Below are 26,767 nucleotides of genomic sequence, written 5' to 3'. Positions count from 1 at the left end.
TATGTTTTACGTGATTTTAAGAAAATCTACAATACTTGCAAAGGTTTGTTCGAAGCCGATAAAACTATGATCGCCTCCAAATTCAACGTGTTGCTTACACTGAGAATAATATTTAACCGCCTGCTGAAATGGCAGTACTTCATCGCCCGTTTGCTGTAGCAAATAAATCAATGAAGGGGTGTCTAATTGCGGCAAATATAAACTGCGCAATGCATCCATGTGACGAGTACCAAGTTCATAATGACTATCTTGATACGGGTTATAATTTTCCCCTAAATAGTTACCGAGTAACTCAAATGGGCGAACCGCAGGGTTAATGACTACCGCGGGTATTGAATAACGTTGCGACAAATAGGTCGCATAAAAACCACCTAATGAACTACCTAGTAATACAGTATCATCATTTAGCAGTTGTTCTAATTGTAAAATTGCATGTAATGGCTCATGAGTTAATCGCGGCACCTGATAATCGACATCAAATTGCGCCATGTGCTCACCAAAACGAACAGCTTTGTAAGATTGCTCAGAGCTATTAAAGCCATGAATATAAATTACTCGTTTAGCCATACTACATCCGTGGTTAGCAGTAAGCTTTGTTGCTCATCAATTATTAAGTCGATGAGTCGAAATGCGGGGCCCAAATCTTCTTGCTGCCACGCCATCGTGTGTTTGCTAAATTGTATTGAGCAGGCCGGTGTCGCATACACACTAAGGTTACGGTAATTTTGCGTGTACTCATGATGCACATGACCATGAAATACCCCTACACACTGCTCAGTATTGACGCAGGTATTTAAAAATTGCGGGCCATTTTCTAGCATATGTTTATCTAGATAGGCTTGAATAGGCAGCGGGTTATGATGACAAAACACCACACTTTGAACCTGCCCTACCGCTTGGCTTAATTCATCTAAATGCGTTTGTGTTACCCAGCCGGCCGGCGTCGGGCCTTTTGAGTTAGCTAACAGCAACTGCCCACCTAAAAAGGTAATGCGTTTATTGTTTAAAATTTGCGGGCTTATAAGCTTTTCATATTCAGCAAGTTCATCATGATTACCCGGCAGCCAAAACACCGGACAACTGAGCGCTGAGTCTGCTATTAATTTAGCAAAAAGCTGATAAGAATCGTTGCTGTGATCTTGTGTTAAATCTCCACCAAATACCACACAATCCACATCTAATTCAGCAATCGCTTCTAAACAGCGTGAAAAATACGCTGCCGTATTCACGCTAAAGTATTCACCATGGATGTCTTTTGATAAGTGGCAATCAGTGATGTGGGCAACTTTCAGTGCTGTTTTATCAAAATGGAAGGCGTCACTAAACCAAGCCATTATTTACATCCCAATTTAAAACTGCTCGGCCGTTTTCAACACAAGCCACCAGCCAGTCATACAAAAAGGCGTTAAGCTGATATTTTTCATCTTTTTGGTGCATATTCGGATTAGGGTAAGCATAGGAAGGCTTGATGCGCTGATGAAAATCATGATGCACGATTTCGGCTACTTTCGCATCATGATACATGCGCACAGTTAAATACAAAGGCTTAACCGAAGGCAAATGACCGGCTTCTTGTCTGATAGAAATATCTGTGGTGTATTTTGCTGTATCGTCAACTTTAACCGCAAAAGTGCTGTGCCCTAATTGCACTTTACGTTCCTGACCTATACGTCGCTCATTAGGTAATAGTTTTAGCGCACGCACGTAATTATGCTCACACAAAGTTAAGTACTTAGGTAAGCTTTGAATATAACGCTGCTGGGCACTGACGTACGACAAAATAATCCCCTATGAGTTTTTCCAATCAGACAGTATACGTTGCTTATTCAGTGCTAACCACTGTAATGAGATAACTGTCGCTGCATTATCTATTTCACCCTGTTCTAGGCGCAGCATAGCTTCATCATATGACATTACATGAGTTTTGATATCTTCATCTTCATTATCAAGGCCAAAAATACCGCCTTGATACCCTGCTAAGTCAGTGCGCGCTAAATATAAATACAAACGTTCAGTGGTGCCGCCGGGGCTTGAAAGATACGACATCATAAATTCCAGCTCGTTAAGCTCAATACCGGCTTCTTCGAATGCTTCACGTTTGGCAACATCTTCATAATCAGTACTGCCATCAGCCATGCCTGCAATACACTCAAGTAACCAAGGTGACTGCTTTGATGCGAGTGCCCCGATTCTAATTTGTTCAATTAATAAAACTTGGTCAGTTTTAGGGTCATAAGGAAGTACAGCAACAGCATGGCCGCGCTCTAAAATTTCACGTTTAACTTCTACTGATTTACCACCCGCAAACAAGGCATGATGAAAGCGATAGATATTAATTTTAAAGAAACCATTATAAACACGCTCAATTGGCTTTAACTCTATGTCATCATGGTTAAATTGTGAGATTGCTGATATTTTCATCCTTTATTTCCTTTACACTGCAAGCAAAAATTACGACCAATTATATTCTGTTACACTTGGACATGCAGATTTACGTAATTTTTTTTTGGTTATTCATTAAAAAAGAGTACCATGGTGATAGTACAAAATTGTCTAAGGACTGAACGAACAATGAAAAAAACTCTACTCGCTGCGCTGATCGGGTTTTCAAGCGCACTGACTGCAACAGCTAGTTATGCTGAAGACTTACTACAAGTTTACGAGATTGCTACAGCAAACGATCCTACCGTACTTAAAGCAAAAGCCCAAGCAGATGCGCAAGCTTATGAAAGTGATCGCGCGTTAAGTGCACTATTACCACAAATTGGCTTAAGCCTTGGTTATGAAACAACCAAGTCTGATCTTTATGAGGGTAATGATACTACAGGTTATGCTGGTTATGATTACGATCCTGATGTTTTCAGCCGTGGTATTAGCCTAAACCAAACACTATTTGATTTAGGCGCTTGGAACTCGCTAGGTATTGCTGATAAGCAAGCATTACAAGCAGACGCTCAGTATGATTTTGCACGCCAAGATCTAATCGTTCGTGTAGCTGAGGGTTACTTCAACGTACTAAGTGCAATCGATAACCTTGAGTTTGTTCAAGCAGAAAAGCGTGCCATCGAGCGCCAATTGCAACAAACTAAAGAGCGTTATGCGGTAGGTTTAACAGCAATCACTGACGTACACGAAGCACAAGCTCAATATGATAACTCTGTTGCACAAGAAATTGTTGCTAAGAACAGTGTTGAAACAGCGCGCGAGCAACTTCGCGAAATTACTGGTAAATACCACGCAAAACTAGACATGTTGAATACAGATACATTTTCAACTGTTGCGCCAAATAAACAATCGTCTGAGTACATCAAAATTGCTGAAGACAACAACTTAAATCTGCAAGTTTCTAAAGTAACGGTTGATATTGCAAAAGATCAAATTGATTTAGCAAAAGCGGGTCACTATCCGAAGCTAACATTAAGTGCTTCTTACGGTGACAGCCTAACCGATCTAAATAGCAACTCACATCAACCTCGTGAAGATAGCGCTAAAATTGGCGTTAACTTTAGCCTACCGATTTACTCAGGTGGTGCTACAACTGCAGCAACAGATCAAGCTCGCGCTTTTTATGTTGCCGCAAGTGAAGATTTAGAAGCAAGTTTACGTGCAGTAACTCGCTCGGTTATTACATCATATAACCAAGTAGTGTCTGACATTGCCACGTATAAAGCCTTACAACAAGCTGTTGTTTCTGCAGAAAGTGCACTTAAAGCAACTGAAGCAGGCTTTGAAGTTGGTACACGTACTATCGTTGACGTATTGATCAGCACGCAAAACTTATATAACGCAAAAAGTAACTTAGCAAATGTTCGTTACCGCTATGTTGTTTCAACACTTCGCTTGAAACAAGCTGCTGGTACACTAACTAGTGAAGACCTTATTGCTATTAACCAAGGTTTAAAAGAAATCTAAGTATTTCTTCGAAACTTATACCAACAAAGCCAGCCTAGCGCTGGCTTTTTGTATTTTTAAACACTTACAGTTAAACTAGCTTTTTTATTTTTAGAGATTTTTTTGTGGTTAGTTCATCACCGTTTAAAGCGTCTTTTTTGGGCCCTCGCTACTGGTTAACTTGGGTTGGCATTTTCTTTTTATATCTTATCTCTTGGTTGCCACATAAATTGCAACTAGCGCTTGGAAAACTGCTCGGCCGCCTAGTACACCGTTTTATGAAACGTCGTCGCCATATTGCTGAGGTGAATATTCGTTTGTGCTTTCCTGAAATGCCAGAGCATGAACAACGCGAACTAGTTCGTAAAAATATGGAAAATACCGGTATTGCGATGATGGAAACCGGCATGGCTTGGTGGTGGCCCGAGTGGCGAGTTAAAAAAGTGTATGGCTCGATAAAAGGGTTAGAATATTTTCAGCAAATTCAGCAATCAGGCAAAGGCGTTTTGCTTCTTGTTCCACACATTTTACACCTTGAAATGGCAAGTCGGGTAATGGGCTTAAAGCACCAAGGTATTGGTTTTTATCGCCCACATAATAATCCTCTAATGGAGTATTTTACTACCAATGGTCGCTTACGCTCTAATGAATATCTAATCGGTAAAAAAGATGTCAAAGGCCTACTGCAAGCCCTCAAAAACAAGAAGGTTTGTTACTACCTGCCAGATCAAGACTATGGCCGTAATCGTTGCGAGTTTGCACCGTTTTATGCGGTAAAAGATACAGCAACAACTACAGGTGCACTGCTGTTTGCCAATAGTAAGAACTGCGAAACCGTAAGTTTAACGAGTCGTCGTGATGAGAATGGATGCTATCATCTAGAAGTGCTTCCTATTTTAGAAAATTTCCCTAGTGGCGATAACCTTGCTGATGTAACACGCGTTAACCAGCGTATGGAACAAGCAATAAACGTGGCTCCTGAGCAGTACATGTGGCTACATCGCCGCTTTAAAACTCGTCCAGATAAGAATGCACCTTCTTATTACAAGTAGAGTGACATTTTGCTGTATGTATGGTTTTATTAAGCTAATTAACAACAAGAGTATTAGAAATGTGGTTTTGGGTTAAGCATTTATCATTAGCTGTCATTTTGATTGCTGCTGCTATTTATTTTTTATTTGGCAGCGGTCCCGTATTAGATATCAAAAATACTCAAAATGCAGCGGCCCAAGGTCTATCACGCTTTTATTCAGCCCTTCGAAATCAGGTCAATGACAAAGATAACGAGCGAGATAAATATGTTCTTAAATTACCGACACCTGAAACTAGTCTAGATGTCGCACTATTTGAGCGTGAAAAAGTCGTTGAGCCTTCATCGCCAAACTGGACCGGAGATATACAACCTCGTCGCTTTGAAAATGGCACGACTTTAAAAGATGTATTATCTGATTATGCTAAAAATGAAGATATTGTGTTGTACTGGTACCTTAGTAAAGACTACGTAGTAAAAGATCACTTTCGAGTTGATAGCAACTTCGTTTCTGCATTGTATCAAGTAGGTCGAGCAATCAACGATGATTTCGAAAATGAGGTTTACACTTATTTTTGTTTTAAGCAAAGAGCGGCTGTGATCACTGAGCTGCCCTCTGCTTATGTACGTGAAAATTGCCGCCGTTTAAAAAGCTAAAACACCTGTAACCACGCCTGACTAACTAAGTCGATATGCTGAGTTAACTCAGCACGTGGCGCACAACGCCCCTGCTGATTCAAACTCATTACATGATAACGTGAACGATAGGCTATATACGCAGCCACTAACTCTTGCTGCATTTGCTCACTAATACAGCCTAAACGCGCCGCATCGGCTAGTATACGCACATTATCAGACCAGCTCGTTAGCTCTGGATGTTGCTTAGCATTATTTAGCACCAGATACTGAGTAATAAATTCAATATCTGTAATACCGCCCCTATCTTGCTTCAAATCAAACAGCTCATCGTTACCCTTAGCAAGGTGAGCGCGCATTTTTTCACGCATCTCAACAACATCCGTTTTTAATTTTTCGTTATCACGGGTTTGGCATAACACATCTATACGAATTCGCGCGAAACGATCTTTTAATGATGCTTGACCGTAAATCATGCGTGAGCGAACGAGAGCTTGATGTTCCCAAGTCCATGCTTGAGTTTGCTGATAGTGGTAGTAACTTTCTAAATTAATAGCCAGTAAGCCTGACGCCCCTTCAGGACGTAAACGAGTATCAAGCTCGTACAAAATACCAGACGCCGTGCGAGTATTAAATAAATGCATTAAGCGCTGTGCAAGTTTTAAATAAAACTGACGCGAATCAATCGACTTATCACCATCGGTATAACTGCTGCCATCGTGGTTATGCACAAACACAAGGTCTAAGTCTGAATCGTAGCCAACTTCGAAGCCACCTGTTTTACCGTAGGCGATTACCGCAAAGCCTTTTTCTTGCTCTGACGTATTAACGGGCTGACCAAAGCGTTCAACACACGCATGCCATGCAATATTGACCGCTTGCTCTACAATTGCCTCAGCAAGCGCTGTAAGGTGGTCGCTTACCTTCATCACGCTGAGTACACCTGTTGCATCAGCCGCTGCAATGCGTAGCTGATGCGTTTGCTTAAACTGACGAAGAGCTTCCATTTGCAGCTCTAGATCACCATGCTCAATGCGCAAGAAGTATTGTCTAATTTCATCTTTGTAAGCAGATAAAGGTGTCGGTTTATAAAGCACCTGAGGATCGATCAGCTCATCAAGTAAAATTGGGTAACGAGAGATATGTTCGCCAATCCATTTACTATGACAACATAGTGCAACCAGTTGATTTAAGGCTCCAGGGTTTTCATACAACAGCTCTAGATAAGCGGTTCGTGAAATGATCTTATTCAATACTTGGCAGATCATCATAAAGGCGTCACTGCTCGCTTTTGCTATCGTTAATTGTTTAAGTAAAAGCGGCATTAATTTATCTAAAATGTCACGACCTCGACTACCAACCTTCGCCTTAGTTAAACGCGCCTTAAAATCTTCCAATGCAGCTTGCCAATCAAGGTTCGGCTCACACATCAGGCTAACATCCGTCATTTCCCATGCGCTGATGTACTCATTTTCACACGGGTCGCTGGTTTCACTTTCAAAACCAATCACCTGTTCGAATTCACCATGGACTTGAGACATGATCTGCTCGATACTAGACAAACACTGATTAAAATCGTCTTTATTGAGCAAATAACATAAACGTTGTTGGTTTAATTCATCATCAGGTAGGGTTTGCGTTTGCTTATCAGCAAATATCTGTAAGTACTGCTCAATTTGACGTAAGTCTAAATAGTTTTGTGTAAGTAAATCAGCCTCTTTGTTGGACATAACCTGATTGTTAACCAGTTCTTTTAAAGCAACTAATAATGACTGAGTTTGCAGGTTAGCTTCGCGACCACCTCGCACCATTTGCAGCGCTTGTACCACAAATTCTACTTCTCGAATGCCCCCTGCGCCTAATTTAATATTGTTTGTAAGGCGTTTTCGGCGTACTTCTTGAGCTATCATTTGCTTCATTTTACGCAGCGATTCAATCACCGAGAAATCAATATAGCGGCGATAAACAAATGGCCGTAGCAATTCATAAAACTCATTCCAATAACGGTTTTCTGTGCCGATTAATCGCCCTTTTAGCATGGCGTAGCGTTCCCACTCACGTCCTTGCTCTTGATAATAATCTTCCATAGCATGAAAGCTCATCACCAAAGGCCCACTTTCACCAAATGGGCGCAGGCGCATATCAACCCGAAATACTTGGCCATTTACCGTAGTTTGATTAAGCGCCATAATCAGCTTTTGCGCCACTTTGGTATAAAACACCTGCGCTTCAATAGAGCGACGCCCACCTTGCGTTGCAACATCACGAGGGTAAGAAAAAATTAAATCAATGTCAGAGGAGTAATTAAGCTCTCCTCCGCCTAGTTTACCCATGCCTAAAACTAACATGTGCATTGCATTACCGTCATCATCAAGCGGCATACCACTCACTTTAGCTACCTGCGCAAACGCCCACTGATTGGCACTATCGATAAGCTGATTTGCAAGCGCTGAGATATAAGCGATGCTATCAGCGATTGGGTTTGCACAGCACAAGTCAAGAAAAGCCACTTTCAACCAGTACTTTTCTCGATACAAACGCAGTTTTGCCATTGCAGCATTGTCGTCAAGCTCATTGATTTCTGTACTACTTAACGGAGCTTCAACTGCACGATTAGCAAGCTCCTTATCATCAAGTAACCAGTCTTTTAAGTTTGGCTGAGATTGTAAACAGTTCCACGCAAAGTCGCTTAAGGACAACAAGTTAATAATTTTCTGTTGTTCAGTTTGCCCCTCATACAAGCTCGCGAAGCGGGTTTGGCCTAACTGATGAAGTGACTCTGGAAGCGCGTGTAAATTACTCATTAAATACTCTCTTTTAACTTGCCAATAACCGTACTAGAATGATTATCAAAGAATTATTTAGCAGGGACCTGCATGTCATATTTATCACTATCTAACACTAGTTTAGTCGCGATTGCTATTAGTTTCGCTGTAATCTGCGCCACTATAGTACTGCTACGTATTCTAACGCAAATCAAAGCAAAACAAGCGCTTAAAGAAGAGCTTGCGCAACATGATAACTTTGCCATGGGAATAAGCTTTGCCAGCGAAATCATGGTCGTTATAGCAACTATCGCTTATATATTTGATGAGATTAGCTTAAGTGCAGCCCAATCTAATCCGCTAAAAGTACTTTTACTCATTGTGCTGTTGTTTGCTTTTATAAAAATAGGCCATTTAATTCATCGTAAATGGATTTTGCATCGCTTTAATGAAGAAGCCGCTATTCTAAAGCAAAATGTCTGCGCCGCCTTGGTCGATTCAGGCATGCTAATCGCAAACTGTATTATTGCTCTTGGTCTTTATAACTGGTGCCATACCCAAGGCTATAGCAGCTTATTGATCGCCACAGTGAGCTTTTTTGTACTGCAAGGTATGTTTGCCCTTGATAGTAAAATCCGTGAGTATCGTTTTGCAAAAGCTAACCAAGGTGCATCGCTACAAAGTAATTTTAATCTAGAAAATACTTCCATCGGTATTCGCTACGCGGGTAAGTCTATTGGCCTTGCTCTTGCCGGTTATGCTGGTCTTGCCAGTGCATCATTTATTAGTGGTAAGATGGTAGAAAACTTATTCACTTTGGTATCTCATTGCGGTGCTATGTGGGTATTACTTTATATTTTGAGCTACATTATTAAGTATATTTCTTTACCGAATATAGATACTTCTCTTGAAGTTGATCATCAAGATAATATTGGTATTGCGTGTATTGAGTTTGCCGTTTTTGGCGCAATAGGCTATTTACTTATTAGTATGTTTTCAATTTGATACGGAAGTTTTAGTACCGTGAGACTCTATGCCCTTTAAAGTTAATGATTATTTACTAGTTGATATAGACAATGAGTTTAGCCGAGCCTTTACTGAGCATTATTTTGCGAGCGTTGAAGGCTCAACGCTTGTTGTGGCAGGCGCAAATAGCCGCCACATGGTCAAACTTATGTTTGATGAATTAATAAAAGATTACTGTTATTGCGACTTCAGTAATGAAATAAGTGTCTCTGAACTGGCCAGCTACCTGCATGAACACCACAACATTAAAGGTGTTTTAATTAATTTAACCGATTACCAATTAGCGGATGATGCACAAAAATTTATATACAATTCCCTACATAAAATACGTTATTTAGTAAAACAAGAAGAACAAGGTTTTAGCTTTGCGCCTTGCCCCGACAGCGCCCATATAAATCACCTTTCCTGTCAAACAACTATCGCTGAAACGACGACAGATCTTTTACCGTTAGCTGAAGAGTTAAATAGAAAATAAATAATTGCACCTAAGCCGCTGTATACTTACCATATTGCTAAATTTATTGATAAGTGACAGTCATGCGAGTTCCACACATTTACCAACCTTCAGCGATTTCTTTAAACACCCCAGTAGCACTAGATGATGATGCCGCAGGTCATGTTGGCCGCGTATTGCGCATGCAAGTCGGTGATAAGGTCTCGATTTTTAATGGTGAAGGAGGTGAATACCTCAGTGAAATTATTGAAGTGAGCAAAAAAAACGTGGTCGTTAAGCCACAGGAATTTGTTGATCATGATGTTGAGTCGCCTTTAAAGATTCACTTAGGCCAAGGTATTTCTCGTGGTGATAAAATGGATTTCACTATTCAAAAATCAGTCGAGCTTGGTATTACAGAAATCACCCCTATTTTTAGTCAACGTTGTGGCGTAAAACTAAGTGGCGATCGCCTTGCTAAAAAACATCAACAATGGCAAAAAATTGCAATTGCCGCGGCTGAACAATCTGGCCGCAACGTTGTGCCTGTTGTATACCCGCCTATCGATATAAAAGAGTGGCTAGAACAAGCAAGTGATGCGATTAAACTTACTTTGCACCCGCGTGCTGAGCACAGTATTAAAACGATTCAAATCCCCAGTGAAGGGGTACGCTTTTTAGTCGGTCCTGAAGGTGGATTTACCGATGAAGAAATTAACATTGCTAAACAGCAAGACTTTGTTGATATCCGCTTAGGGCCACGTGTTCTGCGAACAGAAACAGCCGCTCTGACGGTACTGAGCGCATTACAATTGCAATTTGGCGATTTAGCGAATTGAAAACAGTAAAAATACCCATATATCAAAGTAACAAAACACAGTATGGCATACGATTCTAAGGCAAAAATATGGCAATTAAGCTAGGCATAATCTCTGATCCAATTAGTGGCTTTAATATTAAAAAAGACACTGGCTTTGCAATGATGATGGAAGCACAAAAGCGCGGTTACGAAATTTACTACATGGAAATGGATGACCTTTCTCTACGTCAAGGTCAAGGCTATGCAACAGCTGCCAAAGCCCGTGTATTTGATGATGTTAATCACTGGTATGAATTAGAAGAAAAAGCCACCATTGCTTTAGCTGATTTAGACGTTATTTTAATGCGTAAAGATCCGCCTTTTGATACTGAGTACATCTACGCTACCTATATTTTAGAGCGTGCTGAGCAAGCTGGTACGCTGGTTATCAATAAGCCGCAAAGCTTACGCGATGCCAATGAAAAGCTATTCACGGCTTGGTTTAGCGAACATACGCCAGATACTTTAGTAACACGTAGCCAAGCAGACATTCGTGCATTTTTAGCTGAGCATAAAGATATTATTTTAAAACCCCTTGATGGTATGGGTGGTGCTTCTATCTTTAGAGTTAAAGAAGATGATGCCAATATTGGTGTGATCTGCGAAACATTAACCGAGCATGGTAGTCGTTTTGCAATGGCACAAAATTATATCCCTGAAATCAAGCAAGGCGATAAACGCGTTCTTGTGGTTGATGGTGAAGTAATGCCGTACTGCCTAGCGCGTATCCCGCAAAATGGCGAAACGCGCGGTAACTTGGCAGCAGGTGGTAGAGGTGAAGCACGTCCAATTAGTGATTCAGACCGTAAAATTGCAGAGGCTGTTGCACCTACACTGAAAGAAAAAGGCCTTATTTTTGTTGGTCTAGATATCATTGGCGATCGTTTAACTGAAATCAATGTCACTGCGCCAACGTGTGTAAAAGAGATTGAAGCTGCTTATGACATTTCAATCACTGGTCACTTATTTGATGCCATTGAAAGAAAACTAAGCCATACTTAATTTAAACAACAAAAGGGGCGACCTATGCAGTCATTAGAGAACCATTTCTTAATCGCAATGCCAAGCATGCAAGACCCTTTTTTTAAGCGTGCTGTTACGTATATTTGTGAGCACAACCAAGATGGTGCGATGGGCTTGGTAATTAACCAGCCTATCAATATCACCGTGGGCGAGCTTCTCGATAAAATCGAAATTGATAACGATAAAAGTAAACAAGCAGCAGGCTTAGCTGTATATGCTGGCGGGCCTGTAAAAACCGATCGCGGTTTTGTTTTGCACTCACCAAAGCCTGGTTATGCAGCGAGTCAAAAGCTCAGCAGTGATATTATGATCACCACTTCAAAGGATGTGTTAGCAAGCCTAACAACGAGTGAAGCACCAGAACAATTTATTATCACATTGGGTTATGCTGGTTGGGATCAAGGACAGTTAGAGCAAGAACTGCTGGAGAATTCATGGTTAATTATCAAAGCAGACCCTGAGATCATCTTTAATACACCTGTTGAAAAACGTTGGGAAAAAGCGGTTTCGATGCTGGGTTTTGATGTCGGTCAATTAAGCTCTGAAGCAGGCCATGCTTAACATTTATAATTTTTAAGACTATGACAAAACGAACGTTTAAGGCACTCGGTGAACGCACCGTAATGGGTTTTGACTTTGGCACCAAAAGTATTGGTATTGCCATTGGTCAAGAACTCACAGGAACAGCATCAAGTTTACAAGCTGTAAAAGCGAAAGATGGTATTCCAGATTGGCAACTAATTAAAAAACAAGTGGACGAGTGGCAACCCGATTTAATGGTGGTTGGTTTACCGCTTAATATGGATGGCACCAATCAAGAAGTTACTTTTAAAGCTAAGAAGTTCGCTAACCGCTTACACAACCACTTTGCTATACCGGTTGAAACGCAAGACGAACGACTAACCACCGCAGACGCAAAAGCGCGTTTATTCGAACAAGGTGGCTACCGAAACCTCGGCAAAGGTAATGTTGATAACATGTCTGCTGTGATTATTTTAGAAAGCTTTTTTGAGCAGTTTTATGGTGAGTAGGCGCCTTCAACGTATTTAAAGAGTGCCAGCACAGACAGTGCTGGCATGTAATTCCCTTTTGTTTTAACTAAGATTTACCTTTTTCGTCCAGGCCATCAATAGTCACACCCTGTAAGAAACCAGCCCCTTTTTGTTCATTGTTTTGTAGCTTAATCATTAGGCGTAAGTCATTTGGCGAGTCAGCATGGTGCAGCGCATCAGCATAGTTAATGCGGCGCTGTTTATAAAGCTCAAATAATGCTTGGTCAAAGGTCTGCATGCCCATTTCTTTCGATTTAGCCATAGTCTCTTTAATAGAACCGATATCGCCTTTTTTAATAAGCTCTGCCACCATGGGTGAGTTAAGCAAAATTTCGATAGCAGCGACACGCCCTTCCCCATCGGCAGTTGGCACCAACTGCTGAGCAACAATGGCGCGAAGGTTTAGTGCAAGGTCGTACTTTAACTTATCGTGCTTTTCTTTAGGCACCAAATGCATGATACGGTCAATGGCTTGGTTGGCATTGTTCGCATGCAGTGTTGCGACACATAAGTGACCAGTTTCGGCAAAGCTGAGTGCATATTCCATGGTTTCTTGTGAGCGGATCTCACCAATTAAGATCACATCAGGTGCTTGACGCAACGAGCTTTTCAGCGCTGATTCAAAGCTTTCTGTATCAAGACCAACTTCACGTTGAGTGATAATGCTTTTACGGTGCTCATGCACAAATTCGATAGGATCTTCAATAGTAAGAATATGACCACGTTGATTGCGGTTACGATAACCTAGAAGCGCAGCAAGCGAGGTTGACTTACCCGTACCAGTACCACCTACAAATAGCACTAAGCCACGTTTTGCCATAATCACGTCGGTTAACGTTGATGGCAAACCAAGTTCATTCACATCAGGAATTTGTGTTACGATACGGCGAATAACCATTCCAGCCCTGTCTCGTTGCCAAAAAGCAGAAACACGGAAACGACCTTCATCAGTAGCAATCGCAAAGTTACACTCTTTACTGTCATGAAATTCTTTGCGCTGTTTGTCGTTCATTGCTGACTCGACCAAAGCGAGTGAATCCTCATCTGAGAGTTTTTCATCGCTTAAAGGTATTAATTCACCGTTTACTTTTGCACTGACTGGCAGTTGGCTAGAAACAAACAAGTCAGAGCCTTTTTTGTCGATCATGACTTGCAAAAAATGATTTAAAGGTAAAGACATTTTATATAGCTCCGTTAGCCACCAAACTGGGTTTTATCTTGCGCTTTAGCTCGCGCATCAACATTAGTAATAATGCCGTAGTTAACCAAATTACCTAAACATTGGTCCATGGTCTGCATGCCATGCGATGCACCAGTTTGAATTGATGAGTACATTTGCGCAATTTTATCTTCACGGATCAGATTTCGGATTGCAGGAATACCGATCATGATTTCATGGGCTGCTACTCGGCCGCCGCCTACCTTTTTAAGTAAAGTTTGCGAGATTACGGCACGCAATGATTCTGACAACATTGAACGCACCATGTCTTTTTCTTCACCTGGGAACACGTCAATAATACGGTCAATGGTTTTTGGTGCAGAGGTAGTATGCAAGGTTCCAAACACTAAGTGCCCCGTTTCTGCCGCAGTCATTGCTAAGCGGATTGTTTCAAGGTCACGAAGCTCACCCACTAAGATTACATCCGGATCTTCACGTAGTGCACTTCTAAGTGCATTAGAGAAGCTATGCGTATCACGGTGAACTTCGCGTTGGTTAATAAGGCTTAGCTTATTTTCATGTACGAATTCGATAGGATCTTCGATAGTTAAAATATGATGATGTTTTGTTTGGTTAATGTAATCGACCATCGCCGCCAAAGTCGTTGATTTACCCGAACCCGTTGGCCCAGTGACTAGCACCAAACCACGAGGGTTATCGGCAATGGTTTTAAAAATATCAGGCGCACCTAAATCATCCAACGTTAAAACATCACTTGGGATAGTACGAAACACCGCCGCAGGACCACGGTTTGAATTAAATGCGTTAACACGAAAACGCGCAAGGTTTGGCACTTCGAAAGAAAAATCCACTTCGAGATTTTGTTCATAGTCCTTACGCTGATTATCGTTCATAATATCGTATACCAGACTATTTACATCTTTTTGTTCTAATGCTGGAATATTAATACGACGCACATCACCATCGACACGTATCATAGGTGATACGCCTGATGACAAGTGTAAATCCGAGGCTTTGTGTTGCACACTAAAGGCCAATAATTCGGTAATATCCATTTATGACTCCACAACCAACTGATAATTATATGGTTACAATAGCAGAACGACTTACATCCGCCTACGCAAGAATTGCTCAAGCTGCAAAAAATAATCACCGCGATGATCAATCAATCAACCTATTGGCTGTTTCAAAAACAAAACCTGCCGACGATATTATTGCTGCCTATAAGCATGGACAACGCCAGTTTGGCGAATCATACGTTCAAGAAGCGGTAACAAAAATCACAGCATTGGCTGATTATAAAGACATTATTTGGCACTTTATCGGCCCTATTCAATCAAATAAAAGTGCCCAAGTAGCCACGCATTTTGATTGGGTACAAAGTGTTGACCGCACTAAAATTGCAAAACGTCTTAATGAGCAACGACCAGCCGACAAAGCCCCACTCAATGTATTAATTCAAGTTAATATTAGTTTAGAAGAGGCTAAGTCAGGCTGCCACCCAGACGAGCTAATGGCACTGGCCGAATTTATCAGTCAATGCCCTAATTTATGCCTGCGCGGTGTGATGGCGATTCCTGCCAAAACCGACGATGCCCAGCTACAATTACAATATTTTGAGCAATTAAGCGCTTGCTTTGATAAACTAAAGGCCCAATATCCCCAAGTAGACACCTTGTCGATGGGTATGAGTAACGATGTTGAAGCGGCGATTGCAGCGGGTTCAACCATGGTACGCATTGGCACGGATATATTTGGCCAACGAAATTAAAAGGTGATAACAGACATATGTCAGACAAAAAAATCGCATTTATAGGCACGGGTAACATGAGCTACGCCATCATTGGCGGCATGGTAAAGAACGGTTTTGCAGCAAAAAACATCATTGCAACCAATCGCAACCAAGAAAAATTAGCTAAGGTTGCTGCTGATTTCGGGGTGCAAACTACCGCGGATAACAACGCGGCACTTCGCGATGCTGATGTGATTGTCTTATCTGTTAAACCACAAATGATGGGCGATCTTTGCCAATCATTCCAAGACTCAGGCGTTGATTTTAGCGACAAGCTATTTATTTCAGTGGCAGCAGGTCTTACCGTAAACCGTCTACGTGAAATGCTAGGGCAAGATGTGAAAATGGTGCGTTGTATGCCAAATACACCATCATTACTCGGTCGTGGTGTTTCTGGTTTGTATGGCGCGGGTGAAACCGCTGAAGAGCACCAGTTTGTACAACAAGTTTTTGAGTGTACAGGCATTGTTGTGTGGGTTGAGCAAGAGTCACAAATCAACGACATCATCGCTGTTACAGGCTCATCACCTGCTTACTTCTTCTTATTTATGGAAGCAATTGAAGAAAAAGCGAAAGCACTTGGTTTTAGCGATGAAGATGCACGCCGTTTAGTACAACAAACAGCACTGGGTGCAGCCGAAATGGCACTGTCGCAACCAGACATCAGTATTTCTCAGCTACGTGCAAACGTAACCTCTAAAGGTGGTACGACTCACGAAGCTGTTGAGCATCTTAAATCACAAGGTTTAGTCGGTACTGTTGCAGATGCAATGGATGCCTGTATCGCTCGCGCTGAAGCGATGGAAAAAGAACTTTAAGCTTACTTTTTGAAGGTAAAACTATGCAAGCCATGCACTTTTTAGTTGGGATTATTTTTGATCTCTTTTTAATGGTGGTCCTTTTACGCTTTTGGTTACAAGCGGCAAAAGCTGACTTTTACAATCCTATGAGCCAGTTTGTGGTGAAAGCCACTTCGTTCGCAGTGAACCCACTTCGTAAAATCATCCCAGGAGTGGGTGGCTTTGATATTGCCTCGTTAGTGCTTGCTTATTTAGTTGCTGTAGCCAAACTCAGTGTTATTTTTCTGATGTTTTATAACGCTTGGGCGCCAGGTCCGGTATTTATTCAAGCGTTAATTACAGTAATTAAAGAAGGTTTAAACTTACTATTTTGGGTATTAATTATTCGTGCTTTACTGAGCTGGGTAAGCCAAGGTTACAACCCAATTGAGGCTGTATTCCACCAGCTAACTGAGCCAATGTTGCGCCCTATTCGTAAGATTATCCCACCACTAGGTGGTCTAGACCTATCAATCTTAGTGTTGATTATTGGTCTACAGTTTTTACAGTTTTTAGTAATGGATTTAATTGGCTAAGCGTTTAACGTGAAGCAGTAAGGGGCCGAAAGGCCTCTTTTGTTAAGTGAGATATACCATGAAGCAATTTATTTATTTTTCTTTGATTGTATTGAGTTTATTTACAACCTTTGCCAAAGCTGATGAACAAGCAGGCGCCCAGTACAAGGTTCTTGGCCCTTGGGAAGTTCATTACATTGCATTTCCATCGACTTTTATTCAGCCAAACATTGCTAAAAACTATGATTTAGAGCGTAGCCCTAGCAAAGGAATTATTAATATTTCGGTATTAAAAAACAGCGATAAAACAGCGCAGACAGCAACTTTAACTGGCACTGCACGTAACCTACTTGGTAATAAAAAGCAGCTTACATTTAAAGAAGTTGTTGAAGGCGATGCGATTTATTACCTCGCGCAAATCGATTACAGCAACGAAGAAATTTACCGTTTTGATATCGAAATTAATCAAAACGGCAAAGTACAAACGCTGAAATTTCAGCAAAAATTTTACGTAGATTAATAGACCTATGAACAACACCTTGGTTTTAGCCACGGGTAACCCTGGCAAAGTAAAAGAGCTGGCAAGCATGCTCAGCCCACTTAATATTAACGTGGTTCCACAAAGCGATTTTCAAGTGCCAGACGTGCCTGAAACAGGCACAACATTTGTTGAAAACGCCATTATTAAAGCGCGCCATGCAGCAAAGATCACAGGCATGCCTGCGATTGCTGATGACTCAGGCCTTGAAGTAGACGGCCTAAATGGTGCGCCAGGTGTGTACTCTGCACGCTTTGCCGGTGCGGGTGCTAGCGATCAAGATAATATCGACAAGTTACTAAAAGAGCTTGCTGATAATCCTGTTCGTAGTGCGCGTTTTTGGTGTGTATTAGTATTAATGCGCCACGCCGACGATCCAACACCGCTTATTTGTAGTGCCAGTTGGGAAGGCGAAATCACTCATAGCCAAGATGGTCAGGGTGGGTTTGGTTATGATCCGGTGTTTTATGTACCGTCTGAGCAATGCACTAGCGCTCAGTTAACTAAAGAGCAAAAAAATGCCCTTAGCCATCGCGGCCAGGCTTTAAAACAACTACTTGCGCAATTGCAGCAAAAAGGCGGCCTGTGAGTTTACCGCCTTTAAGTTTATATGTGCACGTGCCTTGGTGCGTGCAAAAGTGCCCATACTGTGACTTTAATAGCCATGGTCAAAAAGGCACAATCCCCGAAAAAGAATACGTTCAGCATCTTATTGATGATCTCAAGGCCGATTTGCACTTGGTGCAAGGACGTAAAATCCACAGCATTTTTATTGGCGGCGGCACGCCAAGCTTATTAACCGGTGACGCTTATACTCGCCTACTTGGTGAAGTAGATAAATTAATTGGTCTAACTGATGACTGTGAAATTACCCTAGAGGCAAACCCAGGTACTGTCGAAACAGGTCGCTTTAAAGAATATGTTGCCGCTGGCATCAATCGTATTTCAATTGGTGTGCAAAGCATGCAAAATGACAAGCTAAAAGCCCTTGGCCGTATTCATGGTGCTGATGAAGCAAGTTATGCGGCTAAACAAGCACACCAAGCGGGGCTAAACAGCTTTAATCTTGATTTAATGCATGGCTTGCCAGGGCAATCTGTTGAAGATGCCTTGAGCGACCTTGAAAAAATTATTGCCCTTAATCCTCCTCATATCTCTTGGTATCAACTAACCATTGAGCCAAATACGCAGTTTGCTTCTAAGCCACCGACCTTACCTCATGACGACACCCTTTGGGATATTCAAGAACAAGGTCAAGCGTTACTCGCAGCAGCAGGTTATGAGCAATACGAGATCTCAGGCTACGCGAAGCCCGGTTACCAATGCCGTCATAACTTGAATTATTGGCGATTTGGCGATTATCTCGGTATCGGTTGCGGTGCCCATGGTAAAATTACTGATGAAAATAAAGTCATCACCCGTACGGTGAAAGTAAAACACCCACGAGGTTATATGGATCTTGCCAAACCGTATTTATATCAGCAATGGCAAGTAGCAGAAGACGACTTAGCTTTTGAATTCTTTATGAATCGTTTTCGTTTAGTCGAACCCTGCCCCAAAGCTGATTTACCTTTGCTTACAAGTTTGTCACTGCAAAGTCAGGAACAAGCCTTGACTGAGGCAATTGCAAAAGGCTTACTAATTGATGATAAAGATAACTGGCAGGTAAGCCAAAAAGGCCATCGCTTTTTAAATGACCTGCTAGAATTATTCGTTTAAGAATTATAATTAAATTTCTAACAACTACAAAGGAACGATAATGCGTAAACTGACCTTCATCGCTGCGGCGGTAAGTGTTGCATTGCTTGGCGGCTGCCAACAAATGCAAGAGCAACCGAAGCCTGCACCAAGTGTACAAAGCCAACCTGTACAAAGTGAAATCGATAAAGCTAACGCCTTCTTCGAAGATACTTTTAACCGTGATGTAATGAAAAGCCCTATTTATCAAACATACATGGGCATCAAAAAAGATTACGACAAATGGGATGATGGCAGCGAAGAGCGCGTTTTAGAAGACTTTGAACAAACTAAAGCTGACCTAGTTGCGCTTAACGCAATTAACCGCGACCTATTAGATGACGCAACAAAAGTAAGCTATGACCTTAAAAAGCAAGACTTAGAAAACGAAATTGCTGATTTCAAATGGCGCCATTACAACTACCCTGTGAACCAAATGTTTGGTGTTCACTCGATGATACCTGCATTTTTAATCAACCAACATCAAATTGCCGATGTATCTGATGCTAAAGCGTATATCTCACGTTTAAATGGTGTTACAACGGTTATTGATCAACTAATCAAAGACCTTGAAGTACGTGCAGATAAAGGCATTATCGCGCCTAAATTTGTTTTCCCACACGTGATTGATTCAAGCAATAATATCTTACGCGGCGCACCATTCCATGACGGTGAAGACTCAACGTTACTAGCTGACTTTAAACGTAAAGTTAATGCATTAGAGATTGCCGACAGCGAAAAATCTGCACTTATCAGCGACGCTGAAAAAGCCTTAAAAGCAGCAGTAAAACCTTCTTACACTAAGCTAATTAACTTCTTAGCTCAGTTAGAAAAACGCGCTGATGACCGTGATGGTGCTTGGAAATTCCCTGACGGCGAAGCGTTCTACAACAACGCTTTAGCACGTACCACAACAACTGATTTAACAGCGAAAGAAATCCACACTATCGGTTTAGCTGAAGTCGCGCGCATTCACGACGAAATGCGTGCAATCAAAGATAAAGTAGGCTTTAAAGGTGACCTTAAAGCATTCATGCAATTCATGAAAACTGATAAGCAGTTCTACTACCCTAACACCGCTGAAGGTAAACAACGCTACCTTGATGAAGCAACAGCGCTTATCGATAACATGAAATCTCGTCTAGACGAGCTATTCATTGTTAAGCCAAAAGCTGACCTTAAAGTTAAAGCAGTTGAAGCATTCCGTGAAAAAGCAGCAGGTAAAGCGTTCTACCAACAACCTGCGCCAGATGGCTCACGCCCAGGTATTTATTACGCAAACCTTTACGACATGGAAGCAATGCCAACATACCAAATGGAAGCACTTGCATACCACGAAGGTATTCCAGGTCACCACATGCAAATTGCTATCGCGCAAGAGCTTGAAGGTGTACCTAAGTTCCGTAAGTTTGGCGGCTACACAGCGTATGTTGAAGGTTGGGGTTTATACTCTGAGCTAGTACCAAAAGAAATGGGCTTATACGAAGACCCTTATTCAGACTTTGGTCGTCTTGCGATGGAATTATGGCGCGCATGTCGCCTAGTAGTAGATACAGGTATCCACGCAATGAAGTGGACACGTCAAGAAGGTATCGACTACTACGTAAATAACACACCGAATGCGACGTCTGATGGCGTTAAAATGGTTGAGCGTCACATTGTAATGCCTTCACAAGCAACGGCATACAAAGTAGGTATGTTGAAAATTTTAGAGCTTCGTGAAGCGGCTAAAGAAAAACTAGGCGATAAATTCGATATTCGTGAATTCCACGATGTAGTACTTAAAAATGGTGCAGTACCATTAAATGTACTAGAGAAGTTTGTTGACCAATGGGTTGCTAAGAAACAAGCAGCTTAACCAATAAAGACTTGAAAAAGGCCGCTCAGCGGCCTTTTTTATTTATTTAAACAAGTAGTTGAGCTATAAATGTATAAATAATAAAAAACGAGTATCTCCATGCAAAGCGCGATTGAGCAATTGAACAGCCGACTTCAACATCATCAGTTAAAAGAACTCATTGCCGATTACCAAAGTTTATCGGGAGTTTTGCAAGCGGCACAATTACAGCATATCTATCAATTAGCGTGCAGTAGTGAAGTTAAATACTTGTTTTTACAAAATGTGGCAGCGCATTTACTCGAAGCAAGCCCGCTGCCAAGTGAAGCTGTAGGCTTAATTGATGATATCGATAAACTGAGCTTTTTCACGCCTGGTCTTAAGTTTCAAAATGCTTTTTGTATTACCGACAACCAAGGTAACACCCTATTACATCATTTATTTACGCAGTGTCAGGCTGATAACCTCCCCTTTAATTACTTGCGTTCGTTAATGTTATTTGAAAGCAACGAAAGCTTGGGTGTTGCGTTAAAAACATTAAATAAGCAGCAGCTCACTCCTATAGGTTGCTTTATAGCGCTAAACAGCACGACTCAGATGCTAGCCAAACATGAATTCTCTGCATTATTAGCCATGATGGAAGTCGACCAAAGTCACAGCCCGAGCGCAGTCAGCGCCTTGGTAAATACCCTTAAGCAATTTTATGGTGCCAATCAAGCAACGAGTAGCGACAGTAAAGTGCTGCTTTGCGCGGCCTATTTGCAAGTGCCAACGGCACAGTTATTAAACGCGCTCAATCAATAACTCCATGAATAAGGATGTTGTTAAAGCGTTTTTATCGCTCAGTAGTTTTACCGCCCTTAACCATGGTAGCCGTATTGTGCTTACCTTGTGCCTTGCAAGGTTATTAAGTACTGATGAGTTTGGTACTTTCGCGGCGTTACTCGCACTGTGTGAAATTTTGTTATTACCTGCGAGTATGGGCTTTGCATCATCTTTAATGCGTATTAGCTACCCGCTCTACAAAGCTCAGCAACATGACTTACTACGCGGCTTAAAACATGTTTATTTAGCGGCATCGTGTTTATTCGGGGTGATTTTTGTCGCTGCTGTGGTGATTAGCTTTCAGGCTATTTCACCGCACCAAAGCGCTCAAGAGCATGTGGCCTATTTACTATTACTGGTGCCGATTGGCGCCATTATGCAAAGCCAATCGGCTTTTTTAGTGGCTTTGAATAAACCAAAAATTGGCTTGATAACGCAGCAGTGTATTTTTGAATTGCTAACAGCGGGGTTTTGCTTTTTCGTGTACTTGATACGTGGCGACTTATCGTTAGTCGAGATTTGTATCTTGTTGTTTTGTAGCATCTTGTGCGTAGTCATTTATCAATATTGGTTAATCAAAAAAATGATCGTTGCAAGCACTGCCCGCTACCAAACCAAGCAATGGTGTAAAGACTCATTGATCATGCTCGCCAGTGGTGCAGGCACCGTGTTGGTAGCAAAACTCGATGTCTTACTGGTGCATCAATGGTTTGGTGCACAAGGCGTGAGTATCTTCTTTCCTGCAGTAGTGATTGCTGGCTTACTGACTATTTTAGGCAATGCCGCCAACCAATATTTAAAACCCATTTTAATGGCCGATGAGACGACCGAGCAGCAACTTAGCGAGTTAATGAAAGTGGTATGGCGTTTTAACTTTGCCGCTATTTTGCTACTTGCCCTGCTCGCAAAGCCACTACTCACTCTCTATGGCGAAAGCCAATTACAAGAAGGATTTTGGATTTTAATGCTGCTGTTACTCGGGCAGCTGTTATTACCAGCAAGAATCTTAGCCAGTAGCATGATCAAGTTAAAAGGCAACCCGCTTATCAACTTGTATGTCTTACTTGGTGCAACCAGTGTCACGGTTTTAATGGCAGTACTATTAAAAGATCAGTTTGGCTTATTGGGGGTGGCTGTGGCGTTTAGTGGCGGCTTTATGCTTGGAGCGATTTGCCGCATGGTGATTGTGTGCACACGCATGCGGCTACCTTTATCTGTGGTATTGGGTTTAGTCAGATAGATAATATTCAACACTGGTAACTACACGCACTTTTTTCAGCTGAGGTGTGTTTGAATCTCTATCAGAAATTGAAAACTGCCCCTGACGCGCTGTTTTAATTTTACCTAATTTAGACTGTGAATCTTTGGCAAATTTCATTGCTACTTCGCGGGCTTTTTCGGTTGCTTCTTGAATCATATTTGGCTTAATTTCATTTAAGCCATTAAATAAATATTGAATCCGCGTTTCGTAATTATCTTGTACTATCGCAATGCCTTGTTTGGCTAATTGGCTTACTGCGCCTAAGGCATTTTGCACTTTTTCAATATCATTTGAATAAACAATGACATTATTACGAGCAATATAACGAAACTGCTGATTCTCGCCGCCATATTCGCGAGCTTGTTTATCAATAATCGATTGGCTACCAAGGCTGATTTCTTCATCACTAAAACCATGTAGTTTTAAAAAAGCCACAACCGCATCACTTTTCTCTTCAACTCGACCCACTAGTTTTTCAAGGTTGTTATCGGCATCAGAAAACTGTAACGGCCAGATAACGGTGTCGGCTGGCACTTCCATTTCTGCTAGCCCTTTAACATGAACTGTGCGCTCCATGCCCTTTACATCAAGGGCTGCACTTTTCAATATAAAACCTAATCCGAGCAAACCGACCGCCAATGCACACGCTGCAATAACGATATTAAATGGTTGCGCTTTATTCATGCTTTTCTCCTTGATGTAGGTCACTGTTTTTGACTCGAAAAGTAGTTATAAACAGGTTATCTTATGAGTATAACTTTTAATACTTTGGAAGCGTGTCGGTTCTAGTTTGAGTGTATTAAACTTAACAGACCCTGAAGTTTTAACAAACATCGCAAGCGAAGGAAACAGCATGAGCGTTAAACGTATTAGCCAATTTTTTAATCCTAAATCGGTCGCGGTGATTGGCGCCTCAAATTCCCCTAACCGAGCGGGCTTTGTGGTGATGCGTAATTTACTACAGGGGGGCTTTAAAGGCCCAATCATGCCTGTTAGTTTAAATCACAGCGCTGTACACGGGGTATTAGCCTACCCAAGCATTGCTGCACTACCTAAAGTGCCCGACCTTGCGGTTATTTGTACTAATAAAAATACTTTAATTAACATCATTAATGAGCTTGGAGAACTTGGTTGTAAACATGCGGTGGTAATTGCAGCGGGTTTAAACGTCGACCAAAAGCACGCATTAAAAGAAGCAGCTGCTGAGGCAAATGTCTCTTTACTTGGGCCTAATTGTTTGGGCTTACTTATTCCTCATATTGGTTTAAATGCCAGCTTTTCACATACGGTTGCAAGCCCAGGAAAGCTTGCTTTTGTATCGCAATCTGCGGCTGTTTGCTCAACCATTCTAGATTGGGCGAAAAACAAAGAAATTGGCTTTTCATATTTTGTATCTGTGGGTGATTGCCTAGATATCGACTTTGATGAGTTACTCGACTTTTTAGGCCGAGATGCAAAAACTAAAGCTATTTTGTTATATATCGATAATATTGAAGATATTCGCAGCTTTATTTCCGCAGCGCGAGCCGCTGCGTTTAGCAAACCCGTAATCGCCATTAAAACCGGTAAAACCAGTGCTGGTGCCCTAGCTGCAGAAATACACACTGGTGGCAAACAAAGCTCAGATGCAGTCTATGATGCGCTATTTCAGCGAGCAGGTATGCTTAGGGTAAACGACTTACGAGAGCTTTTCGCTGCGACACAAACGCTGGCAATGCACCCAAAACTTCTTAAAGTCGAGCAGCTAACCATTTTAACCAATGGCGGCGGCCCAGGTGTCATGGCTGTGGATACGCTCTTGCAAAGCTCAGGAAAGCTGGCGGAGCTCAGCGATGAGACTAGAGCTGCGCTTAATAAAGTCATCCCGCAATCAGAAATGACCTCAAATCCGGTGGATATTTTTGGTGACTCAGCGCCAAGACGCTATCAACAAGCCTTAGAAATCTTACTACAAGCCAAAGAAGTCAAAAACTTGCTGATCATCCATACTCCTTCAGCACTTGCACCGAGTGAAGATTATGCAGAGATCATTGTTGAAACCTTGGAAAAAATCCCAAAAATGGCTCGCCCTTATGTTATGACTAACTTTATGGGTGAAGATGCCGCCTATGCTGCACGTAAAGTCTGTACCAATAACGCTATTCCAACCTACCGTACACCTGAAGGTGCGGTGGGTGCCTTTATGCACTTAGTAAGTTATCGTCGTAACCAAAAGCATTTAACACAAACACCAGAATCAAACACCGATGATGCAAAAATAAATAAAGACGCTGCACGCTCTGTGGTGAGCGAGTTTTTAGCCGAAGAGCAGAGCTATTTATCAACCCATGAAGCTAGTCAAATTCTCACTCATTATGGTATTGATTGTATTCAAACTGAGGTTGCTTACACGCCAACAGAAGCCAAAGAACAAGCTATTGAGCTGGGTTTTCCGGTAGCGTTAAAACTAATTAGCCCAAGTATTCCTTCTAAATCAGAAGTCGGTGGTGTTGTCCTTAATTTAAATGATGCGCAAGAAGTTGAGCAAACAGCCTTTGCCATGCTGCTACGAATCAAAAACACCTACCCTGATGCCCATATTGAAGGTTTCTCACTGCAAAAAATGGCGCCGCGAGCGGGTGCTAATGAGCTACGTATCGCCATCAAAACAGAGCCTAACTTTGGTCCGGTGATTTTACTAGGTGAAGCTGGCACCGGACTTGAGTTCGCACAAGCTGCAGTGGCATTACCGCCACTTAATATGAACTTGGCAAAATACCTAATAGCTGCGGCGCACGATAAAGGCGTACTTAAAGACCGCGTGCTACCAGAAAAAGTCGATAAATACCGTTTATGCGCCCTACTCACCCGTATTTCGCAGCTGGTTATCGATCAACCTGATATCACCAGTGTTGAACTTAATCCAATTTTAGCCAGTAACGGGCAGTTTTTGGTCCTTGATGCGACCATTGGTCTTAGCCGTTATAAAGCAAAAGCGAACCGTAAACGCTTGTGTATTCGTCCCTACCCAATTGAATTAGTTAAAGAAGTAACCCTTAAAAATAATACCCAAGCACAGTTAAGACCTATCAAACCGGAAGATGAGCAAGCACACTTAGAGTTTGATCAATCATTGAGCAAAGAAGACAGATATAAGCGCTTCTTCGGTGAATTACCGCAATTTAATCATGATCAGCTCGCGAAAATGACGCAAATTGATTATGACCGAGAAATGGCGTTTATTGTCAGCCAAGAGCAAAATGGTTCAGCCTGTACATTAGGGGTATCTCGAGTGTTGATGGATCCAGACAAGCTCGATGCTGAGTTTGCAATTGTGGTGCGCTCTGATTGCCAAGGTTTAGGGCTTGGTACAATATTAATGAATGCGGCGATTGAGCATTGTAAAAACCAAGGCGTTAAACAAATTTCAGGGATCACTTTACCTGAAAATACTGGCATGATTGAGCTGGCAAGAAAACTTGGGTTTAAGATCACCCGCGACTTTGAAGAAGGCAGCATTAATATGGTGCTAAAACTTAACTAAAACTG

The 26,767-nt window shown here is 41.8% G+C and carries 27 protein-coding genes; 19 read left to right on the top strand and 8 right to left on the bottom strand.

Annotated elements, in window-relative coordinates; translation table 11 throughout:
- Positions 1 to 6: 6 nt before the first annotated feature.
- The 4 genes from CWC02_RS02710 to CWC02_RS02695 are packed head-to-tail and all read right to left on the bottom strand — an operon-like array spanning position 7 to position 2,421.
- The gene (locus tag CWC02_RS02710) at positions 7 to 567 is read right to left on the bottom strand and encodes a YqiA/YcfP family alpha/beta fold hydrolase (protein ID WP_054552649.1); all 561 of its coding nucleotides are present in this window, start codon (positions 565 to 567) and stop codon (positions 7 to 9) included.
- Positions 552 to 1,334 (bottom strand): metallophosphoesterase, encoded by a 783-nt coding sequence (locus CWC02_RS02705; protein ID WP_054552650.1) that lies wholly within the window; start codon positions 1,332 to 1,334, stop codon positions 552 to 554. The genes CWC02_RS02710 and CWC02_RS02705 overlap by 16 nt, the downstream gene beginning before the upstream one ends.
- Entirely contained in the window at positions 1,321 to 1,779 is a 459-nt protein-coding gene (locus tag CWC02_RS02700; RefSeq protein WP_138598894.1) for a DUF1249 domain-containing protein, read from the bottom strand. Before CWC02_RS02700 ends, CWC02_RS02705 begins: the two co-directional genes overlap by 14 nt.
- A gap of 9 nt (positions 1,780 to 1,788) precedes the next feature.
- Positions 1,789 to 2,421 carry an NUDIX domain-containing protein gene (locus CWC02_RS02695; RefSeq protein ID WP_054552652.1) on the bottom strand — a complete coding sequence of 211 codons (633 nt, stop codon included), beginning with the start codon at positions 2,419 to 2,421 and terminating at the stop codon, positions 1,789 to 1,791.
- Positions 2,422 to 2,571: 150 nt separating this feature from the next.
- Between CWC02_RS02695 and tolC the strand changes: the two genes are divergently transcribed.
- The 3 genes from tolC to CWC02_RS02680 all read left to right on the top strand — a co-directional run bounded on the left by tolC (position 2,572) and on the right by CWC02_RS02680 (position 5,578).
- Positions 2,572 to 3,912, top strand: coding sequence for an outer membrane channel protein TolC (gene tolC / locus CWC02_RS02690; RefSeq protein ID WP_054552653.1), 1,341 nt, complete (start codon positions 2,572 to 2,574; stop codon positions 3,910 to 3,912).
- A gap of 104 nt (positions 3,913 to 4,016) precedes the next feature.
- A complete protein-coding gene (gene lpxL, locus CWC02_RS02685; RefSeq protein WP_054552654.1) occupies positions 4,017 to 4,943 on the top strand; it encodes an LpxL/LpxP family Kdo(2)-lipid IV(A) lauroyl/palmitoleoyl acyltransferase in 927 nt (308 codons plus the stop codon).
- A gap of 59 nt (positions 4,944 to 5,002) precedes the next feature.
- A complete protein-coding gene (locus tag CWC02_RS02680) occupies positions 5,003 to 5,578 on the top strand; it encodes a TcpQ domain-containing protein (protein ID WP_054552655.1) in 576 nt (191 codons plus the stop codon).
- Here the strand turns inward: CWC02_RS02680 and glnE are convergent.
- A complete protein-coding gene (gene glnE / locus CWC02_RS02675) occupies positions 5,575 to 8,361 on the bottom strand; it encodes a bifunctional [glutamate--ammonia ligase]-adenylyl-L-tyrosine phosphorylase/[glutamate--ammonia-ligase] adenylyltransferase (protein ID WP_138616278.1) in 2,787 nt (928 codons plus the stop codon). The genes CWC02_RS02680 and glnE overlap by 4 nt on opposite strands.
- 72 nt (positions 8,362 to 8,433) lie before the next feature.
- Here glnE and CWC02_RS02670 point away from each other — a divergent pair, with 72 nt between their 5' ends.
- The 6 genes from CWC02_RS02670 to ruvX all read left to right on the top strand — a co-directional run bounded on the left by CWC02_RS02670 (position 8,434) and on the right by ruvX (position 12,694).
- On the top strand, positions 8,434 to 9,327 hold the full coding sequence (locus tag CWC02_RS02670; protein WP_054552657.1) for a DUF350 domain-containing protein: 894 nt from the start codon (positions 8,434 to 8,436) through the stop codon (positions 9,325 to 9,327).
- 28 nt (positions 9,328 to 9,355) lie between these two features.
- A complete protein-coding gene (locus CWC02_RS02665) occupies positions 9,356 to 9,823 on the top strand; it encodes a hypothetical protein (protein WP_054552658.1) in 468 nt (155 codons plus the stop codon).
- A gap of 62 nt (positions 9,824 to 9,885) precedes the next feature.
- Positions 9,886 to 10,620: a 16S rRNA (uracil(1498)-N(3))-methyltransferase gene (gene rsmE, locus CWC02_RS02660; RefSeq protein ID WP_138616276.1), complete on the top strand. Its 735-nt coding sequence runs from the start codon at positions 9,886 to 9,888 to the stop codon at positions 10,618 to 10,620.
- Positions 10,621 to 10,688: 68 nt separating this feature from the next.
- Positions 10,689 to 11,642, top strand: coding sequence for a glutathione synthase (gshB, locus tag CWC02_RS02655; RefSeq protein WP_054552660.1), 954 nt, complete (start codon positions 10,689 to 10,691; stop codon positions 11,640 to 11,642).
- 24 nt (positions 11,643 to 11,666) lie between these two features.
- Positions 11,667 to 12,224, top strand: a complete 558-nt coding sequence (locus CWC02_RS02650) for a YqgE/AlgH family protein (RefSeq protein WP_054552661.1) — start codon at positions 11,667 to 11,669, stop codon at positions 12,222 to 12,224.
- Between the two features lie 20 nt (positions 12,225 to 12,244).
- Positions 12,245 to 12,694: a Holliday junction resolvase RuvX gene (ruvX, locus tag CWC02_RS02645; RefSeq protein ID WP_054552662.1), complete on the top strand. Its 450-nt coding sequence runs from the start codon at positions 12,245 to 12,247 to the stop codon at positions 12,692 to 12,694.
- Between the two features lie 67 nt (positions 12,695 to 12,761).
- On the opposite strand, the gene CWC02_RS02640 is transcribed toward ruvX, so the two are convergent.
- Together CWC02_RS02640 and CWC02_RS02635 are read right to left on the bottom strand one after the other, a co-directional pair.
- A complete protein-coding gene (locus CWC02_RS02640; protein WP_054552663.1) occupies positions 12,762 to 13,895 on the bottom strand; it encodes a PilT/PilU family type 4a pilus ATPase in 1,134 nt (377 codons plus the stop codon).
- 14 nt (positions 13,896 to 13,909) lie between these two features.
- Entirely contained in the window at positions 13,910 to 14,950 is a 1,041-nt protein-coding gene (locus tag CWC02_RS02635; protein WP_054552664.1) for a type IV pilus twitching motility protein PilT, read from the bottom strand.
- Between the two features lie 2 nt (positions 14,951 to 14,952).
- Here CWC02_RS02635 and CWC02_RS02630 point away from each other — a divergent pair, with 2 nt between their 5' ends.
- From CWC02_RS02630 to CWC02_RS02590, 9 genes are all read left to right on the top strand, one after another.
- The gene (locus tag CWC02_RS02630; RefSeq protein ID WP_138616274.1) at positions 14,953 to 15,666 is read left to right on the top strand and encodes a YggS family pyridoxal phosphate-dependent enzyme; all 714 of its coding nucleotides are present in this window, start codon (positions 14,953 to 14,955) and stop codon (positions 15,664 to 15,666) included.
- Positions 15,667 to 15,683: 17 nt separating this feature from the next.
- Positions 15,684 to 16,505, top strand: coding sequence for a pyrroline-5-carboxylate reductase (gene proC / locus CWC02_RS02625; RefSeq protein WP_138616272.1), 822 nt, complete (start codon positions 15,684 to 15,686; stop codon positions 16,503 to 16,505).
- Positions 16,506 to 16,528: 23 nt separating this feature from the next.
- Positions 16,529 to 17,062 carry a YggT family protein gene (locus CWC02_RS02620; RefSeq protein ID WP_054552667.1) on the top strand — a complete coding sequence of 178 codons (534 nt, stop codon included), beginning with the start codon at positions 16,529 to 16,531 and terminating at the stop codon, positions 17,060 to 17,062.
- Between the two features lie 58 nt (positions 17,063 to 17,120).
- Positions 17,121 to 17,561 (top strand): DUF4426 domain-containing protein, encoded by a 441-nt coding sequence (locus CWC02_RS02615; protein WP_054562744.1) that lies wholly within the window; start codon positions 17,121 to 17,123, stop codon positions 17,559 to 17,561.
- A 7-nt stretch (positions 17,562 to 17,568) separates the two neighbouring features.
- Complete coding sequence (locus tag CWC02_RS02610) at positions 17,569 to 18,168, top strand: XTP/dITP diphosphatase (RefSeq protein ID WP_058586594.1); 600 nt, start codon at positions 17,569 to 17,571, stop codon at positions 18,166 to 18,168.
- A complete protein-coding gene (hemW, locus tag CWC02_RS02605) occupies positions 18,165 to 19,298 on the top strand; it encodes a radical SAM family heme chaperone HemW (RefSeq protein WP_138616270.1) in 1,134 nt (377 codons plus the stop codon). The genes CWC02_RS02610 and hemW overlap by 4 nt, the downstream gene beginning before the upstream one ends.
- Before the next feature lie 40 nt (positions 19,299 to 19,338).
- Entirely contained in the window at positions 19,339 to 21,174 is a 1,836-nt protein-coding gene (locus CWC02_RS02600) for a DUF885 domain-containing protein (RefSeq protein WP_138598887.1), read from the top strand.
- Between the two features lie 99 nt (positions 21,175 to 21,273).
- Positions 21,274 to 21,957, top strand: a complete 684-nt coding sequence (locus CWC02_RS02595) for a hypothetical protein (RefSeq protein ID WP_138598886.1) — start codon at positions 21,274 to 21,276, stop codon at positions 21,955 to 21,957.
- A gap of 4 nt (positions 21,958 to 21,961) precedes the next feature.
- A complete protein-coding gene (locus tag CWC02_RS02590) occupies positions 21,962 to 23,218 on the top strand; it encodes a lipopolysaccharide biosynthesis protein (RefSeq protein ID WP_138616268.1) in 1,257 nt (418 codons plus the stop codon).
- On the opposite strand, the gene CWC02_RS02585 is transcribed toward CWC02_RS02590, so the two are convergent.
- On the bottom strand, positions 23,207 to 23,923 hold the full coding sequence (locus tag CWC02_RS02585) for an SIMPL domain-containing protein (RefSeq protein WP_054552674.1): 717 nt from the start codon (positions 23,921 to 23,923) through the stop codon (positions 23,207 to 23,209). The genes CWC02_RS02590 and CWC02_RS02585 overlap by 12 nt on opposite strands.
- A 169-nt stretch (positions 23,924 to 24,092) precedes the next feature.
- Here CWC02_RS02585 and CWC02_RS02580 point away from each other — a divergent pair, with 169 nt between their 5' ends.
- Positions 24,093 to 26,762 (top strand): bifunctional acetate--CoA ligase family protein/GNAT family N-acetyltransferase, encoded by a 2,670-nt coding sequence (locus CWC02_RS02580; protein WP_054552675.1) that lies wholly within the window; start codon positions 24,093 to 24,095, stop codon positions 26,760 to 26,762.
- Positions 26,763 to 26,767 lie beyond the last annotated feature (5 nt).

Source organism: Pseudoalteromonas sp. S2721, assembly GCF_005887425.1.
Lineage (GTDB): Bacteria > Pseudomonadota > Gammaproteobacteria > Enterobacterales > Alteromonadaceae > Pseudoalteromonas > Pseudoalteromonas simplex.
Note: the sequence above shows the minus strand (reverse complement) of the source record. Positions and strands in the feature narration are given on the sequence as shown.